Origin of the sequence: Kitasatospora sp. NPDC088134, assembly GCF_044741705.1 — a bacterium.
In the GTDB taxonomy this organism is placed as follows: domain Bacteria; phylum Actinomycetota; class Actinomycetes; order Streptomycetales; family Streptomycetaceae; genus Kitasatospora.
This window is the reverse complement of sequence record NZ_JBIUTD010000004.1, coordinates 84,891-108,320: the sequence shown is the minus strand read 5'-3', so window position 1 is coordinate 108,320 and position 23,430 is coordinate 84,891. Positions and strand designations below refer to the sequence as shown.

The following is a 23,430-nucleotide window of genomic DNA, read 5'->3' as shown; positions in this document are numbered from 1 at the left end:
CCCGAACAGGAGCGGCCGAGGCCGCTGAGCACCGCTGAACGTCCGGGCCGGGACAGCCGGTCGGTCAGTGGGATGCGGGGGTGCCCCCGGTGAGGGTGAGGCCCGGGCCGGTGGTGAGGGTGGTGGTGGAGAGTTCGGGCGCGGTTTCGGCGCGGAAGGCGTCCTGGGTGAGGCGGAGAGCGAAGGGGCCGGTGCGGTGGTGGCCGACCAGTTGCCAGGGGCCGTCGGCGGGGGCCGGGGGCTGGGCGAACTGGAGGTGGACGAACGGCCACCCCGGGAAGGGCTCGCCGGGGGTCGCCCAGCGGTTGGCCGCCTCGTAGCGCAGGATGCGCAACTGCCCGGGGACGGGGCGGAGTTCGGGTCGGGCGGGTGTCGGGCCGGGATCGGGTCGGCCGGCGGGGAGGGCCCTGCCGCAGTTCTTGATCTCGCGGGCGAAGTCGGGGCCGCCCCGGTCGAACCAGGTGTCCACCAGGGCGCGGAAGGCCGCGTCGCGGCGGCCCGACCGGTGCGCGCCGGCCGCCAGGATGTCGCGGCCCGCGCCGCGCAGCGCGGTCGTGAGGGCGTCGAGCGGGACGCGGTCCACCGCGCCGCTGTGGCCGACCCCGCCGGATCGACAGCATGGCGGCGTGCAGGACGGTGGCCGCCGTCGCCGCCTCCCCGAACGGCCCGGGCGACGACGGTCGGCGGGCTCTGCGGAGTTGGGGCTCGGCGCCCGCCGGACGGGCCTGCGCGTAGCGGCGGCCGGTCGGGGTGCGGTGCCACGCGTCGTCCTCCAGGCAGTAGGAGGCGGACCGGCAGCGCAACTCCGCGTCCGTCCCGAACCGGAGCGCGACGCCCTCGGAGGTCAGCTCGATCCGCAGGCCGGTGAGGTCCCCCGCACTGTCGAAGCGCAGCCCGGTCGGCTCCGCACCGGACAGGTACAGCCGGGCCGGCGGCCGACCCGAGCGCTCCGCGCGGGACGGGAGGACGACCTCGAACCGGCAGTCCGAGCGGTCCGCGCCGTGGCGCTCGACGTGCAGCAGGCGGCATTCGGCCTCCGGCAGCAGGTACTCCGCGGCCAGCCCGGCTGCGACCTCGGCGGTGAGGTCGCCGTACACGGTGCAGATCTCGCCGGTGTGGCGCCGCCGGTGCCCGAACTCCGGTGCCGGCGGCCGCAGGTGGCGCTCGACCGGGAATCCGGCCGCGTCCGTCGTCTCCACCATCCAGCTGCGGCGGGCCGCCCCGAAGTCCGCCATCCGGCGCAGCCCGCCACGGGCGGCCCTGCCGCGCAGCAGTCGGAGCGGGGCGGCGGCCGCGGCGAACAGGGCATGGGTGTTGTTGTCCCAGACGTCCGCCAGCCGGTGGATCTCCTGCCGATCGAAGTACCGTGCGTCGGAGGCCAGTTCGGCGATCCGGTCGACCGAGTGGTCGAGCAGCGCCGCATGGGCGGCCAGGGCCTTCGGGTGTCGGGCGGTGGTCATGGCGATGATTGTGCGGTACCGGAGGAGCGGCGGAAGGGGCCGGGATGGCCGAGCGGCGGGTCGGGGCGGTGTTGTGCGACCTGGACGGGGTGGTGCGGATCTGGGGAGACCTCACAGAGGTGGACGGGGCGTTCGGGTTGGCGCCCAGGACGGTGGGCGGGGCGGCGTTCCGGCCGGAGCGGTTGCTGCCCGCGATCACCGGGGTGGTGACGGACCATCAGTGGCGGGAGGCGGTGGCCGGGGACCTGGTGGCGGTGTGCGGGTCGGCGGAGCGGGCCCGGGAGGTGGTCGCGGCCTGGGGGCGGCAGCCGTTCCGGGTGGACGCGGAGGTGGTGGCGCTGCTGGGCGCGGTCCGGCGGCACGTCCCCGTGGTGCTGGTGTCCAACGCCACCGATCGGCTGGAGGCGGACCTGGCCGCGCTCGGCCTGGACGCGGAGGTCGACGCCGTGCTGAACACCGCCCGGATCGGCTTCGCCAAGCCCGACGCCCGGGTGTTCGCGGCCGCCGCGGCGCTGGTCGGCGTCCCGGCGGAGCACTGCCTGTTCGTCGACGACACCGCCGGGCACGTGACCGCCGCCGTCGCGCTCGGCATGCACGGCCACCACCACCGGGGTGCGGACGGCCTGCGGGCGGCCCTGGCCGGGCACGGCCTGCTCCGGCCCCACCCCTGACCGCACCGTGGAATTCCGGGCCGGACGGCCGGGCCCCGTGCCATGATCCCGCGCGTGACGATCTTCGAGGCGTACGACGGGACGACCCTGCACTACGACCGGTTCGGCGACGGCCCGCCGCTGGTCGCCCTCCCCGGCGGTCCGGGCATGGACGCACGCTACCTGGGCACGCTCGGCGGCCTGGACGCCCGACGGCAGCTGATCCGGCTGGACCCGCGCGGGTGCGGCCGCTCCGCGGAGCCCGCCGACCGGTCGAGCTGCGCCTTCGGTGCGCAGGCCGCCGACCTGGAGGCCCTCCGCGAACACCTCGGCGTCGAGTCCTTCGACCTGCTCGGCCACTCGGCCGGTTCGCTCACCGCGCAGCGCTACGCGGCCGAATTCCGTTCACGAGTACGGTCGTTGGTGCTGGTGACACCCGTCGGGCGGGCCGCGCGGGAGCCGGATGCGGCGGAGCTCGCCACGATCAGGGCTGCGCGGGCCGAGGAGGAGTGGTACGCCGACGCGGCCGAGGCGGCGGAATCGCTGGCGGCCGGGCGGGGCGAGACGGCCGCGCTGGTGCGGCGGATGACCCCGTTCTTCTGGGGCGGTTGGGACGCGAGGACGCGGGCCGCCGCCTTCGACGACACGTTGGCGCCGGCCGCGCCGTGGATGCGGGAGGTCTTCTACCGCGACGCGGGCGCGCCGCGGCCGGTGCCGATGCCGGTCCTGGCGGTGGCCGGCGCCCGCGACGGGATGATCGGCACCGTTCCGGCGCGACTCGTGGCGGCGTGCCACCCGCGAGGGCGCTTCGCACTCCTGGACGGGGTGGGGCACCGGCCGTGGGTGGAGCGGCCGGGTGAATTCGCCGCGCTGGTGGACGAGTTCCTGAACGCTTAGGCGGACGGCGAACTCTCAGGCAGGCGCAGGGGAACACATCAGGGGCCCGGGGAACGGCGGGGCCGAGGGGCGTGGGGTCGGGACACAGTGGGGCGCTACGGGGCTTTCGCCGAGGACCTCCGGCCCGAAACGGGGTGGCGCCTCGCAGCCTGTGGGACGCCTGCCCCTCGGCGCCGCCGTTCCCCGGGCCCCTGGATATTGCTATGCGGTCAGGTCGCGGTAGGCCGGGGCCAGGGTGGGGCCGAGGGGGTGGGGGGTCAGGGTGTCGAGGGCCGGGGACGGGGGGTCGGGGGGTGCGGTGGGTGGGTGGAGGGTGAACTCGCCGTGCCAGAAGGTGTCGAGGCAGGCGGAGAGCGGGCGGTCGGAGGGGGTGGTCATGGGGGTCACTGTCCGGTGGTGTCGGCGGCGAGGGTGAGGAGGTCGCGGAGGCGGTCGGTGGGGAGCTCGGTGAGCCAGCTCTCGCCGGAGCCGATCACTGTCTGGGCCAATTCGCGTTTGGTGGCGATGAGTTCGGCGATCCGTTCCTCGATGGTGCCGGTGCAGACCAGGCGGCGGACCTGAACGTCGCGGCGTTGGCCGATCCGGTGGGCGCGGTCGGTGGCCTGGTCCTCGACGGCGGGGTTCCACCAGCGGTCGAGGTGGATCACCTGGTTGGCGGCGGTCAGGTTGAGGCCGGTGCCACCGGCTTTCAGCGAGAGCAGGAACACCCCTGGGCCGTCGGGGGATTGGAAGCGGTCGACGAGTTCCTGGCGGCGCGGCGCGGTGAGCCCGCCGTGCAGGTGGAGGACGGGGGCGCCGAGGCGGCGGGCCAGGTGGGGGCGGAGCAGCGTCCCGAACTCGGCGTACTGGGTGAAGACCAGGGTGCGGTCGCCCTCCGCGAGGGCTTCGCCGAGCAGGGCGACCAGGCGTTCGACCTTGCCCGAGCGGCCGCCCAACGGGGAGTTGTCGTGCAGGAGTTGGGCGGGGTGGTTGCAGACCTGCTTGAGCCGACCGAGGGCAGCGAGGATCGCGCCCTTGCGTTCGACGCCGCGGATGCCGCCGAGGCGGCGGAGCAGTTCGGCGACCACGGCCTGGTAGAGGCCGGCCTGTTCGGGGGTGAGGTCGCAGCGGACGGTGAACTCCTGCTTGGCGGGGAGCTGTTGGCCGATCTCGGGGTCGCTCTTGAGCCGGCGGAGCAGGAACGGCGCGGTGAGGCGCTGGAGCCGGTCGGCGACCTCGCGGTTGCCGTGCTGCTCGATCGGGACGGCGTAGCGCTCCTTGAAGGACTCGGGGGTGCCGAACAGGCCGGGGTTGGTGAAGTCGAGGACGGCGTGGAGTTCGGCGAGGCGGTTCTCGACGGGGGTGCCGGTGAGGGCGATCCGGGGGCCGGAGCGGAGCGAGCGCAGGGCGCGGGACTGCCGGGCGGAGCGGTTCTTGACGTGCTGGGCCTCGTCCGCGACGACGCGGCGCCAGGGCACGGCGCGCAGTGCCTCGGCGTCGCGCTGGAGGACGCCGTAGGTGGTGATGACCAGGTCGGCGGCCGGGTCGGGCCCGGTGCGGTCGGGGCCGTGGTGGAGGTGGACCCGCAGGCGGGGGGCGAACGCGGCGGCCTCGCGCTGCCAGTTGCCGACCAGCGAGGTCGGGCAGACCAGCAGGACGGGGCCGCGGGCGCCGCGGGCGTGTTCGAGGGCGAGCAGGGCGAGGGTCTGGACGGTCTTGCCGAGGCCCATGTCGTCGGCCAGGACGGCGCCGAGGCCGAGCCGTCCGAGGGCGTCCAGCCAGGCCAATCCCCGTTCCTGGTAAGGGCGGAGGGTGCCGGTGAAGCCGGGCGGGGCGGGTGTTCGGTGCGCGCCGGGGAGGCGGCCGAGGCGGCCGGCCAGCAGGTCGCCGAGCGGCCCTTCGGCGTGCACGGCGGTGACCGGGAGGCCGTCGACCACGACGCCGTCGGTGCCGGCCAGGCGGAGCAGCGTGGCGGCGTCGAGCTGCGGGTCGTCCCGGCGGGCGGCCAGGAAGCGCAGGGCGGCGGCGAGTTGGGCGGAGTCCACCTCGACCCACTGGCCGCGGAACCGGACCAGGCCCTGCTGGGCGGCCGCGAGTTCGTCCAACTCCTGCTGGGTGAGCGGGTGTTCGCCGATGGCGAGTTGCCAGCGGAAGTCCAGGACGGCGTCCCGGTCGGCCTTGGCGGTGCGCCGCACCGCGCCGGGGGCGGCGCCGGCGGAGGCGGTGGCGGCCAGGCCGAGCCGTGGGCGGCGGCGCCACCAGGCGGGCAGCAGGACGCCGAAGCCGGCGGCGGCGAGGGCCGGGGCGGTGTCGCGGAGGAAGGCGAGGGCGCCGTCCCGGTCGAGGTCGGCGCCGGTGGGGCGGCTGCGGTGCAGGGCGGCGCGCAGGTCGGGGCGGAGCCGGGCGGCCCGGTCGAGTTCGGCGAGGTACTGCTCCACCGGGTCGCCGAGGGTGCGGTGCAGGGCGGCGGACTCCGGTCCGCCGGACCAGAGTTCGGCGGCTGGGAGGAGCAGCGAGGGCCGGTCGACGGGGCCGAGCAGGACGTCCAGCCGCCAGTTCTCGTCCGGGACGGCGGCGTCCGGGTCGCCCGGGGCGGTGCCGAGCGGTTCGGCGAGCCGGAACGCCAGCCGGACCCGCCCGGTGGGCGTCGGGCCGGCCGTCCAGGCGGCGAGGTCGGCTGCCTCGCCCGGTTCGGGCGGCGCGGGCAGGCGGCCGTCGGGCCCGTACAGGGCGGCGACCCAGGCCGGCGCGCCCGGCGGGGCGGCGGCCGGGCCGAGGGCGGTGCGGGTCTCGTGGTCGGTGAGGGCGTCCAGGACGGTGTCGAGCAGCGCCGTTCCGGTGGGTTCGCGGCCGTCCTCGGCGCGGGCGATCGGCGGGCAGCCCGCCGCGAGGGCGGTGCGTTCGCGCTGCGCGGCCGCGTCCGGGGCGGGGCGCCAGCGGGCCGCCCAGCCCGCGTCCTCCTCGACCAGCGCGGGCAGCACCCGGCCCCGGCCGACCAGCCGCCACGCCAGGTCGTGCACGGCCGTCAGCCAGCGCAGCGAGGCCCCGTAGGCGAGTTCGGCGGTCCGCCCGCCGGGCAGTTCCACGGTGGTGCCGGGCCAGACCGGGTCGAACAGCTCACCGAGCAGTTGGGCGGCCTCCGGGACGTCCAGCAGCAGGGCCGGGACGCGCCAGGGCCGGAGCGTGACACCCCTGGCGGTGGAGCCGACCGGGAGGTCCGGGGACGGGGTGGGACGCGAGCCGAGGGTCGGCAGCCGCAGGGTCAGCCAGCGTTCGTCCCCGCGCTCGGCCAGGTGCGCGGGGCCCGGGCCGACGGCGGCCAGCAGGCCGGCGACCTCGGCCTGGTCGCAGGCGAAGGGGTGCCGCGAGCCCTCCACCGGCCGCCCGGTGAACGCCGCCGCGTCCTCCGCCCACACCCCGAGCCGGCCGTCGCCCCGCCACTGGGCGTGCAGCACGTACATCGGGCCTCCGGGATCGGGTCGGACCCTTCAGCGTAGATCGCTGCGCAGACAAGGGGACCGGGAGGAACGAACCCAGGGGCCCGGGGAACGGCGGGGCCGAGGGGCCGCGCGCCGGAGCACAGTGGGGCGCCACGGGGCGGCGGCCGAAGACCTCAGGCCCGGAACAGGGCAGCCCCCAGCGGCCCTTCGGACACCCGCCCCTCGGCGCCGCCGTTCCCCGGGCCCCTGGAGCTTCGCTCCCCGGCCCGGCGAGCCCCTGGGTCTCAGGAGAGGTGGAAGACGGGCCCGCGCGGGGTGAAGGGGAGGGTCGCGCCGCGGGGGACCAGGTAGGCGTGGTCGCGGCGGGGGACGCGGAGGGCGTCGCAGTCGGTGTCGGTGATGATCAGCAGGGGTGCGCCGGCGGGGAAGTCGGGGGCGCGGGCGAGCAGGTCGACGCCGGGTTGCAGGACGGTGCCGCCGCGGCCGCGGACCCGGACCCGGCCGGCGAGTTCGGCCACCGGCAGGTAGCCCGCGTCCTGCGGGACGGCGTCGCAGAAGACCACCCGGGCGGCGGGGACGTCGCGGGCGGCGGCGTAGGAGGCGATCGCGCCGAGGGCCTTGCCGAGCAGGGTGCGGTCCATCGAGCCGGAGGTGTCGAGCAGGACGCCGAAGGTGCAGCGCGGGGTCTCCTCCTCGGGGTGGTGGCGGCCGGCCCGCGGGATGTCGGGGCTGGCGGACTGCCGGCGGGAGGGGCGGGCATAGGACCGCAGCGGCTCCGGGCGGGGGACGAACTCGTCGAACCAGCGGGCGAGTTGCGCGTCCCAGGGCAGCGGCGGCTGGGCCAGGGCGCGGATCTCCTCGACGAGTCCGGCGGGGAGCAGGCCGCGGTCGCGGGTGTGCAGGTCGAAGCCCTGGAGCAGGCCGCGCCGGTAGAACTCGTCCAGGTCGACCCAGCCGGGGCCGCCGGCCCGGGGCAGCGGTTCGCCGAGGATGTCGCCGGCGCCCTTGCCGCGGAGGGTGGCGAGGCGGCGGGCCCGGCGCCGGTCGCGGACGATCCGGTCGTAGACCTCCTCGGCCGACAGGCCCTTCAACTCCGGGTCGTGGAGCAGTCCTTCGGGCATCTGGCCGACGCCCATCTCCAGCAGCCAGCCGTTGATAACGTAGTCGGCGGCGACGTTGAAGAGGTACGGGTCGCGGCCGCCGGCCCGGTCGCCGTGCCGGAGGGCGGCGTGCAACATCTCGTGGGCGAGGATGAAGCGCCACTCCTCGTCGGTGTACCGGCGCAGCGGGTTGAGGTAGATCTCGCCCGTCCCGGCGTCGACGGCGGCGACCGAGATGCCGTGGGCGCGGGCGAGTTCGGCGTCGGCGACCAGGGTCATGCCGGCGGCGAGGCCGCCGAGCAGGGGGTAGTTCGCGACGAACCAGCCGAGGGCGCGCTCCCAGGGGCGCTGCGGGAGGCGGTGGCCGTCGAGGGTCTCGCGGCGGCCGGCGGCGACGTCCATGGCGGCGGAGACGGTGCGGGTGAGGGCGTGCGCGAAGGCGAGCGTCCAGTCCTCGGGGTCGTCGTGGCCGTACCAGCGGGCCAGGTGCTGGTCAGGGCGGTCGCCGCCGGTGCCGCAGGCCCGGTACTCGGCGGGGACGCCGTCGCGGCGCCAGCGGGCGGCGAGTTCGTCCTCGTCGCCGCCGGGCCACCGGGCGGGGAGGTCGTCGGGGGCGCGGCCGACGGTGAAGGTGGCGAGGAAGCGGTTGACGACGGCGCAGCGGGCGGTGAGGGCGGCGGCGTCGGGCTGGACGCGCGGGCCGCGGTCGGCGGGGAGGTGGCCGAAGCCGAGGTGGAGCATGGCGTGGGCGAGGGCCCAGGCCCACTCCTCGGGTTCGGCGCGGCGGTGCCGGTTGTGGTGCAGGACGCCGTGCGAGTCGGCGGCCACCCAGCCGGTGGCGGGGTGCAGGCCGCAGTCCGCCTCGTCCCGGGCGCACAGTGCGGCGGGGACGGCGCGGAGCGCGGGGTTGCCCCTGGCCCGGGCCAGGCCGGCGGCGAACGCGGCCTTGACCGGGTCGGCCTTCTCGGGCTCGGCGGCGGCGGGGCGGCGGCTCACCGGCGGGCCTCGACCAGGCGGGGCAGGTCGCGGGCGGCCTCGATCAGGAACCAGGCCGGGAGGACGGGGTTGCCGTCGGGCCCGTCGGCGATGACGGTCTGGGCGACCTCGACGGAGATCTCGGCGAGCTGGACCAGCAGCGACTTGGAGCGGTAGGCGTGCTGGCGGACCGTCGGCGAGGCGTGCTCCTTGCGGGCGGGCAGTTCCTTGACCAGGCGGCCGCGGAAGGAGTCGGCGAGGTAGTAGAGCAGGTCGCGGTCCTCCACCCGGTGCGGCCAGGAGGCGTCGCCCTTGAGGATCGCCTCGATGCCGTACGCGTTGCGGACGATCTTGACGTAGCCGCAGAAGGCGACGGCGTGCGCGGGGGTGAGCAGGCCGTGGGCGAGGACCTTGAGGGTGTCCTCGTCGAGGCCGGTGCCGAAGGAGTGCAGCGCGTCGGAGAGCATGTGCCAGGCGCGCGGGGTGGAGAAGGGCTCCTCGGTCTTGGGCGGCGGGGACCACAGGTGGTCGGGCCGGTCGGTGAGGTGGTCGGTGATCCACGGGTGGATGCCGTGCCCGGCGGCCCAGCCGAGCCAGTCGTCGGCGCTGGCCCGCAGGTGGACGTGGACCAGGCGGTTGAGCAGGGCGGACGGCATCGGGCGGGCGAGCGCGCCGTCGGTGGCGCGGTTGCCGGCGCCGATCACGATCGAGCCGGGCGGGAGTTCGTAGCTGCCGATCCGGCGGTCCAGGATCAGCGAGTAGAACGCCTTCTGGACGTCCGGGGTGGCGGCGTTGAGCTCGTCCAGGAACAGGCAGTACGGCTGCTCGCGGGCGATGGTCTCGGGCGGGCAGAACCGGGACCGGCCCTCGGGGGTGATCTGCGGGACGCCGATCAGGTCCTCGGGGGCGAGCTGGGTGCCGAGCAGCGAGACGCACTCCAGGCCGAGCGCGTCGGCGAACTGGTTGATCAGCGAGGACTTGCCGATGCCGGGCGCGCCCCAGAGGAACACCGGCCGGACGGTGGCGAGGCCGAGCAGCAGTTCGGGGACCTGGGACGGCGACACGCTGACGGCGGACTGCACGGCTCTCCTGGAGGTCTGCGGGATTCCGGCGGTCAGTGTGGACCGGGGGCGGCGGCGGACGCATCCGGTTTTCCACAGCCTGGGGACGGAGCGGTGGACAGGGCCGTTCGGGGGAACTCCGGACAACTTCTCGCCGCATGGTTGAAAGTTGAACCAGATCGGCGTACGGTGGGGACATCGAACAAGTTGAAGCCTCAACAAAACGGCTTCGACCCTCACGAGGAGAACGAGCCATGGGCATCTTCAACCGCAGCAAGAACACCCCCGCCGCCACCGAGACCACCCCCCAGGGCCCGGACCTGGCCCACCTGACCGGCGACTACACCATCGACGCCGCGCACTCGAAGATCGGCTTCGCGGTCCGCCACGCGATGGTCACCAACGTGCGGGGCGAGTTCGCCGAGTACGACGGCAAGCTGCACCTGGACGGCTCGAACCCGGCCGCCTCCACCGCCGAGCTGACCATCAAGGTCGCCTCGATCAGCACCGGCCAGGCCCAGCGCGACGAGCACCTGCGCACCGGCGACTTCTTCGACGCCGCCGCCCACCCGGAGATCACCTTCAAGTCGACCTCCGCCGAGCAGGTCGACGAGGACACCTACCGCCTGCACGGCGACCTCACCATCAAGGGCACCACCCGCCCGGTCGTCCTCGACCTGGAGTTCACCGGCTCCGCCACCGACCTGTACGGCGCCAACCGGGTCGGCTTCGAGGGCGGCACCACCGTGAACCGCACCGACTGGGGCCTGACCTACAACGCCGCGCTGGAGACCGGCGGCGTGCTGATCGGCGAGAAGGTCAAGCTGACGCTGGACATCTCCGCCGTGCGGGCCTCCTGAACCCGCCTGTCACCGCCGCGAGTTCGGCCACCGGCCCTCCGGTCGGCGACCCTCCGGCCATCCCGGTCACGCCCCCGCCGTCCCCCTCGGCGGGGGCGCCGCCGTTCCCGGGCCCGGGAACGGCTACAGCAGCGCCGCGTCCTCGGCGGGCAGCCAGCAGCCCGGCGGTCGGCTCAACCAGCCCTCGGCGGCGGCCAGTTCGGCGGCGCAGGCGCGCAGCGCGGCCAGCCCCGGACGGCGGTCGCCGGCCCGGTGCACCAGGCCGACCAGGCTGAGCGGCACCGGGTCGACCAGCGCACGGACCACGCCGCCCAGCACGTCCAGGGCCCGGACCGTGGTGAGCACCGGGCTGCCGTGCCGGACCAGGTAGCGGGCGAACTCGGCCGGGCCCACCGGCGGGGTCCGCCCCGGCGCGGCCGCCAGGCCGTGCTCGGCGAGCAGCCGCCGCCCGAGGTCCGTCCACTCCGCCGTGTCGGGCTGCCCCGCGAACACGTCCACCGGATGCCCGGCCAGCGCGGCCAGCGGAACGGCGGGCAGTGCGGCCAGCGGGTGCCCGAGCGGCAGGAACACCGCCATCGGCTCCAGCCGCACCGGCACGTGCGCCAGCCGGGCCCGGGCCGCCGCCGGCAGTCCGGCGTACCGGCCGAACGAGGCGTCCACCCGGTGTGCAGCCAACTCCCGTGCGGCCGCCGTGAGTCCACCGCAGTAGCGGGCCAGCAGCTCGGCCTCCGGGCAGCGCCGGCGGGCCGCCGCGAGCACCAGCTCCGCGGTGAACTCCCGCTCCCCGCCCGGGCTGTTGACGTCAACCAGCAGGGCGCGGTTCCCGCCGAGCGCGGTGATCTCCCGTTGCAGTTCCAGCAGTTGGCGCACCTTCGGCAGCAGTGCCGCCCCGGTGTCGGTCAACTCCACACTGCGGGTGGAGCGGTGGAACAGCGCACACCCCAACTCCCTTTCCAGCGCCTGGACATCGCGGCTGACGGCCTGCTGGGCGAGGTGCAGCCGCTCGGCGGCGCGGCCGAAGTGCAGGGTCTCGGCGACGGCGGCGAAGCTGCGCAGCAGGCGGGGGTGGACGTCTCGGGGCACCCGCAGAGATTAACAACGGAATCCGGTGGATCCGGCGGAGCAGGTGTTGGACCGCGCCGCTCCCCCGCCCCGAGGCTGGAGGCTCCCCCCGCCACTCCCCCGGAGCCCTTCCTTGCCCCTGCCGCCCGCCCTGTCGTCCGTCCTGCCGCTCGCCCGCTACCGTCCGGTGTTCGCCGCGCCCGGCGCCCTCGCCTTCACCCTGTCCGGGCTGCTCGGCCGGCTCGCCCTCGCCATGAACGGCGTCTCCGTCGTGGTCCTGATCGCCGACCGGCGCGGCTCCTACGCGCTGGCCGGGGCCCTCTCCGCGACCGGCGTCCTGGCCGGGGCCGCCCTGCTCCCCCTGCTCGGACGACTGGTCGACCGCCACGGGCAGGCCCGGGTCGCGGTGCCCGCCGCCCTCGCCACCGCGCTGCCGACCGCCGGCCTGCTGCTCGGCGCCCGCTCCGGTGCGCCCGCCTGGACGCTCTTCCTCTGCTGGGCCCTCTCCGGCAGCAGCCCCGACCTCGGCGGCATGGCCCGGGCCCGCTGGGCCCACCTGCACCGCGCCGACCCCGCCCTGCTGCACCGGGCCAACGCGCTCGAACAGTCCCTGGACGAGCTCTGCTTCATGGCCGGCCCGGTCCTCGGCATGGCCCTCGCCACCACCGTCGCCCCCGAGGCCGGACTCCTCACCGCCTGGGCGCTGGGCACCGCCGGCACCCTGCTGTTCGCCGCCCAGCGCGCCACCGAACCCCCCGCCTCCGGCCAACACCCTTCCCGCGCGGGCGGGTTGATCCGCACTCCGGGCTTCCGCCCGGTACTCACCGGCTTCTTCACCACCGGCATCCTGTTCGGCGCACTGGAGGTCACCACCCTGGCGTACACCGACGCGCTCGGCCACCAGGCGGCCGGCGGCCCGCTGTTGGGCCTGGTCGCGGCCGGATCGTGCGTCTCCGGGCTGGTGTTCGGGGCGATCCGGCCGCGCCGGTCGCCCGCGACCCGACTGGCCCTCGGCGCGAGCGCGATGGCCCTCCTGATGCTGCTCCCCCTCGCCGCCGGCCTGACCCGGGCGGGCCTCCTCCCGCTCTCCCTGGCCCTCCTCGCCGCCGGATCCGGCACGGCCCCCACCATGGCCAGCGGGATGACGTTCGTGCAGGGCCTGCTCCCCGCCCGCAGGTTGACCGAGGGCATGGCCCTGGCCGTCTCCGCGATCCTGATCGGCATCTCCACCGGCGCGACCCTCGGCGGCACCCTGGCCCAGCACACCGCCCCGGGCACCGGCTACCTCCTCCCGGCGGGCGCGGCGGTCCTCGCCGCGACGGCCTTCCGGCGGACGGTCAACTCCCGGAACTCCAGCCGTAGTTCTTGATCACTGTTGCGGAAGGGCCTGCCGTTGCCGCCGCCCGTCGGCGGCCGGGGTCGCCCGATCCGCCTCGACGGTCCTGGCCGCCTCGACGGTCCTGGCCGCCTCGACGGTCCTGGCCGCCTCGGCCGCCTCCCGGAAGGTGACCACCGCCTCGCCGTTCTCCCGGGCCCAGGCGGTGAGCATCCTGATGGGCTCCTCCAGGGTCCGCCCGAGAGCGGTCAGGCTGTACTCCACGCGCGGCGGCGCCTCGGCGTACGCGTGCCGCTCGACCAGTCCGTTGGCCTGGAGCCGGCGCAGGGTCTGGGTCAGTACCTTGCGCGAAATGCCACCGCTCAGTTCGACCAACTCGCCGTGGCGCAACGGGCCGTCGGTCAGCGCGAAGAGCGTGACCAGGGACCACTTGCTGGCGATGATCTCCATGGCCAGGAGGGCGGGACAGTCGGCGAGGAAGCCGATTCCGGGTCGCAGGCTCATGCTCCCGAAGGTTACCTGGAGGTACCTGACGGCCGCCTATCGTCGTCGAGGTGCGCACGTTCCCTTACTCGCATCTCGCACGATCGAGGTTTCCGCCATGTTCGTCTCCCTTGTCGTCGTCACCGTGTTAATGTCGGCGCTCCTGCTGGTATCGGCCGGAGCCAAGTCCCTGCGGACGCGGCACATCACCGAGCAGATGTCCACCCTCGGAGTGCCGCAGAGCATGATGGCTTTCCTGATCGGCGCTCAGATCGCGGGCGCGGCCGGTGTGCTCACCGGACTCCGGTGGGGGCCCGTCGGAATAGCCGCCGCGATCGGCCTGACCCTCTATTTCGCCGGGGCGGTCGCCTTCCATGTGCGCGTCGGCGACCGCAAGGGCGCGGCTCCGGCTGCGGTCCTCGCCTTGGCCTCCGTCGCCCTGATCGTGCTGCGCGCCGCCACCCTCTGACAGCGGACAGTCGGAGCGTCAGGGAAATCAGGGGCCCGGGGAACGGCGGGGCCGAGAGGCGTGGGGCCAGGGCACAGTGGGGCGCGACGGGGCTTTCGCCGAAGACCTCCGGCCCGAAACGGGGTGGCGCCCAGCGGCCCGTCGGACGGCAGCCCCTCGGCACCGCCGTTCCCCGGGCCCCTGGCGGGGCCCTTTTCAGCGCCAGCCGTAGGTGAGTTCCGGGAGGGTCGTGCCGTCCGGGAAGTGGGCGGTGCCGGTGCCGAGCAGGCGGGCTCCGTGGCGTTCGTAGAAGGTGATCGCGCGGTGGTTGGCGGCCAGGACGTCGAGGCGGAGCGGGGTGGTGGGGTGGCGGTCGAGCGCGGTGCGCAGGAGGAGGCTGCCGAGGCCCCGGCCGGTGTGGGCGGGGTGGACGTGGAGGTGTTCGAGGTGGACGGTGCCGTCCAGGGGGACGAGGTGGGCGAAGCCGAGCGGCGGGTGGCCGGGGGTTTCGGCGAGCAGCAGGACGGGGGTGTCGGCGGGCGGGCCGTAGTCGGCGGTGAGGCGGAGTTCCCAGAGCAGGTCCTGCTGGGCGGCGTCGGCGTCGAGGAGTTCCGGCGGGAGGAGTCCGGCGTACGCGTCGCGGCGGCTCGCGGTGTACAGGGCGGCAACGGCGGGGGCGTCCGCGGCGGTGCCCTCGCGCACGCGCGGCGGGCCGGGGACGGCGGGGGTCGGGGACATCCGGCCAGCCTTCCACAGCCGCGGGGTTGAACGTGTTCAAACGGATGCCCTAGAGTCTGGTCCCACAGGGTTTTGAACGCGTTCGAAAGACGCTCGGGGCCCTGGCGCCGACCGTGGGCCGTGGGGGGACCGCGGCAGGGGGCGGTCCGGTACGAGGGGAGTGCCGGACCGGCGGGCGGTGCGCGAGGACGGTGGGGCCGGTGCCGGGGGGCACCGGCCGACCGGTTGGTATGCCGATTCGCCCTCCCGATCCGGAGTTGTCCCGGTCCGGGCTAGGCTCGGTATCTGCAAGCGACCGCGAGACAGCGCGCGTCACAGCGAACGGGCAGACGGGGCGAAGGTGCCAGAGAACGACCGGGGACGGCCGGACCAGGGCCCGCTCGGGGCGAGCGGCGCGGAGGGCGCGGGCGGCGGGGACGGCCCGGCGCCCGACGCGTCCGCGGGCGCGCCCGGGGAGCTGGCCGGCGGGCGGGCCCGGCCGAAGACCGACAAGAGCGAGGCGACCCGGGCGCTGATCCTGGAGACCGCGATGCGGCTGTTCCAGGAGCGCGGCTACGAGAAGACCACGATGCGGGCGATCGCCGCCGAGGCGGGGGTCTCGGTCGGCAACGCGTACTACTACTTCTCGGCGAAGGAGTTCCTGATCCAGGGCTTCTACGACCGGATGACGTACGACCACGCCGCCGACGCCCGGGCCCGGATGGCGCACACCCGGAACTTCGCCGAGCGGCTGGGGATCACCGTCGAGTCGTGGATCGACACCGCCGCGCCGTACCACGAGTTCTCCGCGCAGTTCTTCCGCACCGCCGCCGACCCGAACAGCGCGCTCAGCCCGTTCTCCAATGAGTCGCACCCGGCCCGGGCCACCGCCGTCGAGCTGTTCCGGGACGTGCTGCAGGGCTCCGACCTGGCGCCCAAACTGGACGGCGAGCTGGTCGAGTTGCTGCCGGACGTGCTCTGGCTGTACCTGATGATCGTGGTCCTCTACTGGGTCTTCGACCGGACGCCGGACACCGAGCGCACCCGCGAGTTCGTCCGCCGCTCCACCCCGCTGGTGGCCCGGTTGATCAACCTCTCGCGCTACCGGGTGTTCCGCCCGCTGGTCCGCGACGCCAAGGGCCTGATCCAGGACTTCGTGCTCCCCAGCATCGGCAAGGCGGTCGTCAAGTAGCCTCCGTCGGGCAGGAGTTCAGGCCGCATCGGCCCGACCGGCCGGACGTCCGGAGGAGTGGCCCGGGCGCGGCGGGAGCTCGGCCCGGACCGCCGCCGCCCCCGCCGCCTCCGCCGCCTCCTGGCGGTCCCGTTCGGCGTGCTCGGCGCGCAGCGCCTGTTCGGCGAAGGCCGTCCAGAGCGGGACGACCCTGGGGGTGGCGATCGGGGCCGGGCCGTACCGGACGGTCACCCGGGCGGCGCGGGCGCGCACCAGCGGGACCTTCGGCATGATCGTGCGGCGCAGCACGTGCACCGGGACCGGGCGGCGGTACGCGGAGCAGATCGGGAGGACGTGCGGGGCCCGGACGTTCGGGGCCCGGGGCGGAGCGGGGGCGGACCAGGGTTCGCGGCGGTCCGCCCGGTGCCGGGGTGGTGGGACGTCGCTTCCGGCGCGGTGCCGTCCGGTCGGCTCGGCCCCGGCGACCAGCAGCGCCAGGGCGGTGGCGAGGACGAGAAGGGCGATGGCGCCACAGGCGACGGAAAAAGCGGTAGAGTTCGTCATGCCGAAGTTTTCCGTTTCTCTGAACGTGGATTGGATTCGGCCACGCCCCGGGGGTGTTGCTGCACCCGCCGGGGCATTTCCTTGCCCGAACGCTAGGCAGCCGCACGGGATCTGTCGATCCGTCAGATTCGAACAAAAGCGGCGCGGCCGAATTCGCGTTCACCCGTCGGAGCGGTAATCCGACAGTCGTTTCCGCAGCTCGGAGCGGAACGCCAGACTTTCGCCAACCCCGCGCCATCGCACGATTGTTCGGCGCTCGGGCGGGTGATTCACGGAATGCGGGAATTGACAACGCAAGAGGCGCGGCAGACCGGGTGGACCGGTCTGCCGCGCCTCGGTGGCAGGGCAGTTGGTGGAGCGGGGGCGGTCAGAAGCTGTCGGGGTTCCAGGGGGCCCGCGCGGTGCGCAGCAGCGTGGTGGCCGACCGGGCGGCGCCGGGGGCGAGTTCGGTGATCAGACCGGCGTCGGCCAGCCGGGTCGCGGTCTCACCGCCGAGGTAGAGCGCGCTCAAGTGCGAGACGTCCAGGGCGAGTTCGGCGGGCTCCTCGGTGGGGGTGATCCGGCCGGTGCCGTCGGCGGCGGCCTCCAGCGCCCAGCGGCCGGCCGTCCAGCCGTAGCGGTCGGTGACGTCCAGGACGATCCGGCCGGGGGCCTCGTAGCGGCGGGCGGCGAACGCGGCGGGCAGGTCGAGCAGCCGCAGCCAGGTGAAGTCGGCGGCCTCCTCGTGCGGGCGGGCACCGCGCGGGTCCTTGAGCAGCAGCGGCAGCCGGTCACCGGGGCCGAGGCCGGAGGCGACCACGTGCCGGACCCAGTCCACCGAGAAGGCGAACTTCCACAGCGCGTTGGCGGTGGGGGCGTCCAGCGCGAGGAAGTCACGGACCGTCAGCGGGCAGTCCGGGTAGGCGCCGTCCCACTTGTCCTCGACGGAGTAGCTGATCAGGCCGGTGACGGTGCCGTCGGCGGTGCGGTGGACGGCCGTGAAGGCCTCCTTCCACTCGAAGCCCGGCAGCTCCAACTCGCCGGAGCGCAGCCGCCACCAGTGCTCGGGGCGGCCGATCGCGCCGGGCTGGGTGGGGCGCCAGCGCTCGTGCAGCTCCGGGCCGAGCTTGCGGAACCCGTCCAGGTCGACGAAGTCGATCCGGTGGCCCTCGTGCACCGGCAGGTCCTCGCGCAGACCGCCGGAGCGCAGCACGTCGACCCGCCAGCCGGCCAGCGGGGCGGCGGAGCCGAAGCCGAAGCGGCCGTAGATGTTGTACTCGGCGGCGATCAGGATCGCGGCGGCCGAGCCGCGCTCGCGGGCGGCGGCGAGGTCCTGCCGCATCATGCCGCTGAGCAGGCCGCGCCGCCGGTGGGTGGAGTTCACCGTGACGGCGGTGACGGCGTCGACGGGCAGCTGGGCCCCGCCGGGCACCGTCATCCCGGTGTCGTAGCTGCGGAAGGTGGCGACGCAGCGCGGCCCCTCCGGCGTCGGGTCGGTGGAGTCGAAGGCCGCCAGCATCCGGCCCGGTTCGAAGAGCAGCTCGCGCCACTCGGTCGCCGGGGCGACGTGCGGACGGAGGAAGCCGCGGGCGATCGCCCGGTCCCAGACGGCCAGTTCCTCACGGACGATCGGCCGGATCTCGATGCCCTGGTCGGGGCTGTGCTGTGCGTCGTTGCCCATCCGGCCACCGTACGACGGCCGTCCGGCCCGGACACCCGATTTTCTAGGCGCTCCGACCCGGCCCGACCGGAGCGCGCAGCCGCCGGGGCCGGGGGCTCAGGTCAGCTCGGCCAGCCGCTCGGCCAGCCGCTCCGCCGGGGTCTCGACCCAGTTCATCGTCCTGGCCGTGCGGTAGCCGAGCCCGTGGTTGATGTCGATCATCCAGCGGTTGGTGGTGGTCGTGGTGGTGCAGATCCGTTCCGCGTCCGGCCGCTCCGCGCGGAGCCGGCGGGTCAGCCCGGCCTTCATCGCCGCGCCGAGTCCGTGGCCGCGGTGCTCGGCCAGCACGGAGGTGTCGTGCACGTAGCCGATCTCGGGGCGGTGCGGATAGAAGTGGACCACGTGGACGCCGGCGATCCGGTCGGTGCCGTCCTCGACCGCGACCGCCACCCGCTGCTCCGCCCCGGCGTCCGCCAACTCCCGTTCGTTCTCCCGGACCCGGGCCGGGGTCCAGCTGATCGGCCGGTAGCTGGAGCGGCCGAGCGGAGCGTCCTGGACGGCCTCCCGGGCCACCGCGTAGGAGTCGAGGAGTTCGTCGGGCGCGGCCCCGGTCCAGTGCGCGAGGCGGTAGCCGGCCGGCCCGGGCAGCTCCCACCGCCGGGCGGGGGTCGCCGCGAGGTCCAGGACCTGCATCACCATGCTGTGCGTCACCTCGAAGCCGAGGCCGGCCGTCCACACCGCCCCGGCGGAGTCCGGTTTCATCGGATGCCCGAGGACGGTGGGCCGCCCGGACGCCAGCACCGCCGGCAGCACCGCCCGGAGCAGCGCGGTGCCGAGGCCGCGCCGCCGCTGCTCGGGGTGGACGTGCACCTCCACGTGGGCGATCGCGTCGTTGGTCCCCTCGGGCAGCGCCAGCCGGACCGAGCCGGCCAGCCGCCCGTCCAGCGTGCCGACCCAGAACCGGCAGGGCCCCTCCTCGACCGGTGGCGTGCGCAGCCGCCCGATCGCGGCCCGGTAGGTCAGCGGCGGGTCCTCGGGGAAGTCGACGGCCACGGCCGCCGCCCGCATCGCGTGGTACTCGACCAACTGCCGTTCCGGGGCCAGTTCGGGATCGAGCGGCTGTATGTCGAGGGTCATCGGTGCTCCGTCTGCGCTACGGCTGTGGACGCTCCAGTGTGGGCCGAATCCCTCGTACCCGTACGGCTTTTCCCCGGGCCGCCGGCCCCTGCGGGACAGTGCGGCCGGGGCCGGCGGCCCGGGCTCAGGGGCGGGCGTAGAAGTCCGGGCGGCCCATGATCCAGAGGCTGGCCTGCTTGATGGCGGTGCCGGGGCGGGGGGCTTCGATCATCTGGTCGTCGCCGAGGTAGATGGCGACGTGGTAGATGTCGGCGGCGCGGCCGGTCTTCGTCCAGAACACCAGGTCGCCGGGGCGGAGTTGGGCGTACGTGACGGGGGTGGACTCGGCGTACTGGTCGGCGGCGAAGTGGGTGAGCTCCTTGCCGCCGCGGCGCCAGGCCATCATGGTCAGGCCGGAGCAGTCGTAGCCCTGCGGGCCCTCGCCGCCCCAGATGTAGGGCAGGCCGAGGACGGAGCGGGCGAAGGCGAGCGCGGCGGTGGAGCCGCCGGCCGACCAGCTGCTCTCGCGCTGCGGGGGCGCGTGGTGGCGGGCGGCCTCGGCGGCGGCCGCGGCCGCGGCCTCGGCCTCCGCCTGGGCGCGGCGGGCGGCCTCCTCGGCCTCCCGGGCGGCGATCGCGTCCAGGGCCTCCTGGCGGCGGCGTTCGAGGTCGACGGTGGTGTCGCGGGCGGCGGCGAGTTCGGCGAGCAGGGTCTCCCGGCGGCGGCCGCTCTCGGTGACCTGGCGCTGCTGCTCGGCGAGCCGCTGCCGGGCCTGCTCCTCGGCGGCCCGGACCCGTTCGGCGGCGTCCTGCGCGGCGGCCTCGGCGGCGCGGGCGGCCCCGGCGGCGGCCTGCGCGGCGCGGGCGGTGCCGGTGGCCCGGTCGAGGATCTGCCGGGTCTGGGCCCCGGCGATGCCGACGGCGGCGGCCTGGTCGGACCGCGAGCCGGTGCCGCGGGCGCCCAACAGGGCGTCCAGGGCGGAGAGTTGCGGCGAGGCGCCCTGCCGGTAGATCTCGGCGGCCAGTCCGGCGGCGCGTTCGGCGGAGGCCGCCCGGTCGGCCTCCGCACGGGTGGCGGCCGCGGCGGCGGCCCGGGCCGCGTCCCGGGCCCGGGTCAGCCGGACCTGGGCCCCGTTGTACGCCTCGACGGCCTGCTCGGCCGCCTGCCCGGCCCGGTCGAGTTCGCCCTGCGCGGCGGTCAGCGCGGCTTCGGCGGAGGCGGCGGCGGCCGCCTTGGCGTCGGTGTCGGCGTGTGCCCGGGCGATCTCGTCCGTGGACGGGAAGGCGTCCTGGCCACCGCCCGGCGCCGGGTCGTCGGCGGGCCGGGTCAGGGCGCGGCCAGCGGGGGCGGCGGGGGCGTTCGCGGCCGGCAGCAGGGCGAGCAGCGCGGCGGAGCAGAGCAGGAGGGCGGGGAGGAGCCTGCGGGGCATGACGGGTCCTCTCTCGACGGGTTCCGGCGGCGGACGGGCCCTGGCCTGGCGGCGGGTTCCGATGATCGACCGGATGTCCCATGACGTGACAATCCGTTTACGCACCGTCAGGTTCGCAGACCGGTCGATCGATCGATGCCAGCGCCATGCCGCCGTGCGGGTGAGATGTCGGATTGTCGGAACCCGCGGACGGAACGCCCCCGCGCCCGGACCGCCCCCGCGACGGACCGTCAGCGGGCCCGCTGCGGCGGCTTGCCGGTGGCGGTGGTGCGCGGCCGCCCGGCCCGGACGGTGCGGCGGCGGCGCTGGGCCCGGGCCCGGCGGGCCGGGTCGGTGGCCTGGGCGGCGGGGTGCCGGCCGCCGGTCGGGGCCCCGGGGTGGCGGTGGGCCAGCGCCCGGGCGGCCATCCGCTCGACCACGGCGTGCGCCTTGGGGTGGTGGGCCGGGACCTTGTCGGGCGCCCCGGCGATCAGGTCGAACAGCCAGGTGCGGGCCCGGTCGACGCGCGCGTGCAGGAGGCGTTCGCGCCGGATCGCCCGTGCCATCCGCCGGGGGCGGGCGGAGTAGCGCCAGCGCGCCCACGGGCTGGTGGGGCGGGCCAGCCGGATCGCGCCGATCCAGGACAGGCCGGGCACCATGATGCCGAGCAGGCCCGTCCAGACCTTGCCCTTGAGCAGCGCGACCAGGCAGACCAGCGCGTTGACGCCGATCACCGCGACCAGCCCCCAGCGGGTGTCCTGCCCGGGCACCACGCCGAGCGGGACGTAGCCGGTGAGCAGCAGCGCGGTCAGCAGGATGCCGAGGATCACCGCGTCCACGGACTTGCGGCCCTGCTCGCTCCAGTACACGTCGTCCAGGTGCAGGATCAGCGCGAACTCGTCCAGCACCAGGCCGCAGCCGATGCCGAAGGCCAGGCCGAACCAGTCGATCCAGGGGTGCCCGCCGTTGGTGGCGAACACGCCGATGCCGCCGAGCAGCAGGAAGCCCAGGCCGAACACCATGTGGTGGATGTGCAGCCCGCCGGGGGTGACGTTGCCGGGCCACCAGCGGACCTGGGCGCGGATCATCCGGGTGCTGAACCGGATGAACACGAAGGAGGAGATGAACCCGGTCAGCAACAGGAACAGCGGCTGCTTGTGGGCGTCCACGATGTGGTGGCGGTAGCCGTCCAGCAGTGCACTGATCATCGGGTGGTGCCTTTTCTCGCGGGTGCGCGGGCCGCCCCGGGTGGTGGGCCGGCCGCAGGGTGACGCCGGGTCAGAAGCCGCGGGTGCGTTTCGCGGCCCGGCGCGGGATCAGCAGGTGCGGGGTGTCCCGGTCGCTGGCGCCGGGGTTCTTCAGGAACAGCCGGGCCACCTCGCCCCCGAGGTTCACGCCGATGGCCAGCGCCAGCGCCAGCGCGACGGCCCGGGAGGCGGAGACCAGTCCGACCGAGGCGTGGCCCTGGGCGAAGGCCAGCATGCCGAGGTAGAGCGCCGAACCGGGCATCAGCGGGCCGAGCGCGGCCGTCACGTACGGCAGCGCGGAGGCCGCCCGGTAGCGGGCCAGCAGCTGCCCGAACAGGCCGACCAGGCCGGCCGCGATGCCGGTGGAGACGATCGCCGAGATGCCCGCGCGGGTCAGCACCCCGTAGACGGCCCAGCCGATGCCCGCGTTCAGCACCACCATCGACAGCGCCCGCCGGTCGGTCTGCAGCAGCATCGCGAAGGCCAGTGCCAGCACGACCGCGGCGACCAGCTGCACCGGCGGGTTGGGGGCGAGGCCGGCGATGCTCTCGTCCGGCCGGAGCTTCGCGTTGTAGTTGACGCCGATGTAGAGCACCAGCATCACGCCGATCACGATGCCCGCGATCAGGTACACCACCTCCAGCAGCCGGGCGGCCGCGGTGATGTAGAAGCCGGTCAGGCCGTCCTGGACGGCGGCCACCATGGCCCGGCCGGGCAGCAGCGCGAACAGCCCACCGGTGATCACCACCGAGCCGCGCAGGTGCAGGTCGTTGAAGGAGAGCAGGATGCCGCAGAGCGCGGCGGGCATCGCGGCGATCACGAACTGGTAGAACTCGGGCAGTCCGCGGCGGGCCACGAAGGAGGCCAGCCGGTCGCCGACCGCGGCGGTGACGAAGGCCGAGACGAACACCAGCCAGGCCTTGCCGTCGAGCTGCCCGCCGACCAGGAAGGAGGCCGCGCCGGCCAGCAGGCCGGTGGCCACCGTCAGCAGCCACACCGGGTACGGGTGCCGGTTGCGGCGGATCTCGGCGAGCCGCCGGTAGGCGTCGTTGACGGTGACCTTCTCGGCCGTGATGTCCGCGACCAGCTCGTAGACCGCGGCGAGCCGGGTGTAGTCGGACGTCCGGCGGCGCACCACCCGGTCCGCGGTGACCGGCGGGTCGATCAGCGAGGGCTGGTGCGAGATCGAGATCAGCGTGAAGGTGACCTGCGGTTCGCAGTGGTCGAGCCGGTAGGCGTGCGCGATGCCGAGCATCGCGGCCTCCACGTCCTCGGCGGCCTCGCCGCTGGCCAGCAGCAGTTCGCCGATCCGCAGCGACAGGTCGAGCACCCGGGGCACGTTGCGCTGGGCCTGGCCGCTCGCGGCGGGGTGCAGTTCGCGCGGGGTGCGCTCGAAGGCCGGTCGCTCGGCCATCGGCGTGCGCAGCAGGGTGCGCATCCGGTCCGGCCAGGGGGCGTCGCCGGGGGCGCCCTTGTGCAGCTCCGCCAGGTCGATGCCGTGGGCCGGGGTGTAGCCGGCCGCGTTCCACTCCTCGGGGGTGAGGGTGTCCTGGGCGAGCGGGTTGCGGGCCCGGACGGGCTCGCCCGGGTCGGGGAGGCTGTGGCCCAGCAGGCCCTCGGTCTGGGCGGGCGGCGGCGCGTGCGGGATGCTGACGGCCCGTTCGATCGGCGGCACGTCGGGCCCGAGCAGCCCTTCGGTGGGCGGCGCCTGCTGCGCCGGTGCGCCCTCCGGCTCCCGATCGGACACGGTGCTCCTCCGCCTCCCCGGCCGCCCGCCCGTCCGGGGCGGCCTGCTGGCCCCCACCTTGCCCGATGGG

The 23,430-nt window shown here is 75.3% G+C and carries 19 protein-coding genes and 1 pseudogene; 6 read left to right on the top strand and 14 right to left on the bottom strand.

The window, feature by feature from the left end; translation table 11 throughout:
• Positions 1-64: 64 nt before the first annotated feature.
• Positions 65-583 carry a hypothetical protein gene (locus ACIOHG_RS08365; protein ID WP_400946982.1) on the bottom strand — a complete coding sequence of 173 codons (519 nt, stop codon included), beginning with the start codon at positions 581-583 and terminating at the stop codon, positions 65-67.
• A 921-nt stretch (positions 584-1,504) separates the two neighbouring features.
• On the opposite strand from ACIOHG_RS08365, the gene ACIOHG_RS08360 reads away from it, so the two are divergent.
• Both ACIOHG_RS08360 and ACIOHG_RS08355 read left to right on the top strand, forming a co-directional pair.
• Positions 1,505-2,131: an HAD-IA family hydrolase gene (locus tag ACIOHG_RS08360; protein WP_400946979.1), complete on the top strand. Its 627-nt coding sequence runs from the start codon at positions 1,505-1,507 to the stop codon at positions 2,129-2,131.
• Positions 2,132-2,185: 54 nt separating this feature from the next.
• On the top strand, positions 2,186-3,007 hold the full coding sequence (locus tag ACIOHG_RS08355; RefSeq protein WP_400946976.1) for an alpha/beta fold hydrolase: 822 nt from the start codon (positions 2,186-2,188) through the stop codon (positions 3,005-3,007).
• Positions 3,008-3,208: 201 nt separating this feature from the next.
• Here ACIOHG_RS08355 and ACIOHG_RS08350 read toward each other — a convergent pair whose 3' ends face one another.
• The 4 genes from ACIOHG_RS08350 to ACIOHG_RS08335 form a co-directional block, all read right to left on the bottom strand.
• Positions 3,209-3,385, bottom strand: a complete 177-nt coding sequence (locus ACIOHG_RS08350; RefSeq protein WP_400946973.1) for a hypothetical protein — start codon at positions 3,383-3,385, stop codon at positions 3,209-3,211.
• A gap of 5 nt (positions 3,386-3,390) precedes the next feature.
• Positions 3,391-6,447 (bottom strand): SNF2-related protein, encoded by a 3,057-nt coding sequence (locus tag ACIOHG_RS08345; protein ID WP_400946970.1) that lies wholly within the window; start codon positions 6,445-6,447, stop codon positions 3,391-3,393.
• 263 nt (positions 6,448-6,710) lie between these two features.
• Positions 6,711-8,522, bottom strand: coding sequence for a hypothetical protein (locus tag ACIOHG_RS08340; RefSeq protein WP_400946967.1), 1,812 nt, complete (start codon positions 8,520-8,522; stop codon positions 6,711-6,713).
• Complete coding sequence (locus tag ACIOHG_RS08335) at positions 8,519-9,583, bottom strand: AAA family ATPase (RefSeq protein ID WP_400946964.1); 1,065 nt, start codon at positions 9,581-9,583, stop codon at positions 8,519-8,521. The genes ACIOHG_RS08340 and ACIOHG_RS08335 overlap by 4 nt, the downstream gene beginning before the upstream one ends.
• 233 nt (positions 9,584-9,816) lie before the next feature.
• Here ACIOHG_RS08335 and ACIOHG_RS08330 point away from each other — a divergent pair, with 233 nt between their 5' ends.
• Positions 9,817-10,422, top strand: coding sequence for a YceI family protein (locus ACIOHG_RS08330; protein WP_400946962.1), 606 nt, complete (start codon positions 9,817-9,819; stop codon positions 10,420-10,422).
• Between the two features lie 123 nt (positions 10,423-10,545).
• Here ACIOHG_RS08330 and ACIOHG_RS08325 read toward each other — a convergent pair whose 3' ends face one another.
• Complete coding sequence (locus ACIOHG_RS08325) at positions 10,546-11,505, bottom strand: LysR family transcriptional regulator (RefSeq protein WP_400946959.1); 960 nt, start codon at positions 11,503-11,505, stop codon at positions 10,546-10,548.
• A 112-nt stretch (positions 11,506-11,617) separates the two neighbouring features.
• Here ACIOHG_RS08325 and ACIOHG_RS08320 point away from each other — a divergent pair, with 112 nt between their 5' ends.
• Positions 11,618-12,853 carry an MFS transporter gene (locus ACIOHG_RS08320; protein ID WP_400946956.1) on the top strand — a complete coding sequence of 412 codons (1,236 nt, stop codon included), beginning with the start codon at positions 11,618-11,620 and terminating at the stop codon, positions 12,851-12,853.
• A 123-nt stretch (positions 12,854-12,976) separates the two neighbouring features.
• On the opposite strand, the pseudogene ACIOHG_RS08315 reads toward ACIOHG_RS08320, so the two are convergent.
• A pseudogene (locus ACIOHG_RS08315) lies at positions 12,977-13,324 on the bottom strand (winged helix-turn-helix transcriptional regulator); the annotation flags it as partial.
• A gap of 97 nt (positions 13,325-13,421) precedes the next feature.
• Here ACIOHG_RS08315 and ACIOHG_RS08310 point away from each other — a divergent pair.
• Positions 13,422-13,772 (top strand): DoxX family protein, encoded by a 351-nt coding sequence (locus ACIOHG_RS08310; protein WP_400946953.1) that lies wholly within the window; start codon positions 13,422-13,424, stop codon positions 13,770-13,772.
• Between the two features lie 195 nt (positions 13,773-13,967).
• On the opposite strand, the gene ACIOHG_RS08305 is transcribed toward ACIOHG_RS08310, so the two are convergent.
• Positions 13,968-14,489: a GNAT family N-acetyltransferase gene (locus ACIOHG_RS08305; RefSeq protein ID WP_400946951.1), complete on the bottom strand. Its 522-nt coding sequence runs from the start codon at positions 14,487-14,489 to the stop codon at positions 13,968-13,970.
• Positions 14,490-14,829: 340 nt separating this feature from the next.
• On the opposite strand from ACIOHG_RS08305, the gene ACIOHG_RS08300 reads away from it, so the two are divergent.
• Positions 14,830-15,660, top strand: a complete 831-nt coding sequence (locus tag ACIOHG_RS08300) for a TetR family transcriptional regulator (protein ID WP_400946949.1) — start codon at positions 14,830-14,832, stop codon at positions 15,658-15,660.
• Positions 15,661-15,678: 18 nt separating this feature from the next.
• Here the strand turns inward: ACIOHG_RS08300 and ACIOHG_RS08295 are convergent, their stop codons facing one another.
• The 6 genes from ACIOHG_RS08295 to ACIOHG_RS08270 all read right to left on the bottom strand — a co-directional run bounded on the left by ACIOHG_RS08295 (position 15,679) and on the right by ACIOHG_RS08270 (position 23,360).
• Positions 15,679-16,203: a hypothetical protein gene (locus tag ACIOHG_RS08295; protein WP_400946947.1), complete on the bottom strand. Its 525-nt coding sequence runs from the start codon at positions 16,201-16,203 to the stop codon at positions 15,679-15,681.
• Between the two features lie 367 nt (positions 16,204-16,570).
• Positions 16,571-17,863, bottom strand: a complete 1,293-nt coding sequence (locus ACIOHG_RS08290) for a GNAT family N-acetyltransferase (protein ID WP_400946944.1) — start codon at positions 17,861-17,863, stop codon at positions 16,571-16,573.
• Between the two features lie 96 nt (positions 17,864-17,959).
• Positions 17,960-18,979 (bottom strand): GNAT family N-acetyltransferase, encoded by a 1,020-nt coding sequence (locus ACIOHG_RS08285; protein WP_400946941.1) that lies wholly within the window; start codon positions 18,977-18,979, stop codon positions 17,960-17,962.
• Between the two features lie 124 nt (positions 18,980-19,103).
• The gene (locus tag ACIOHG_RS08280) at positions 19,104-20,387 is read right to left on the bottom strand and encodes a C40 family peptidase (RefSeq protein ID WP_400946939.1); all 1,284 of its coding nucleotides are present in this window, start codon (positions 20,385-20,387) and stop codon (positions 19,104-19,106) included.
• Between the two features lie 230 nt (positions 20,388-20,617).
• Positions 20,618-21,574 (bottom strand): hypothetical protein, encoded by a 957-nt coding sequence (locus ACIOHG_RS08275; RefSeq protein ID WP_400946936.1) that lies wholly within the window; start codon positions 21,572-21,574, stop codon positions 20,618-20,620.
• A 70-nt stretch (positions 21,575-21,644) separates the two neighbouring features.
• A complete protein-coding gene (locus tag ACIOHG_RS08270) occupies positions 21,645-23,360 on the bottom strand; it encodes a threonine/serine exporter ThrE family protein (protein WP_400946934.1) in 1,716 nt (571 codons plus the stop codon).
• Positions 23,361-23,430: the final 70 nt, after the last annotated feature.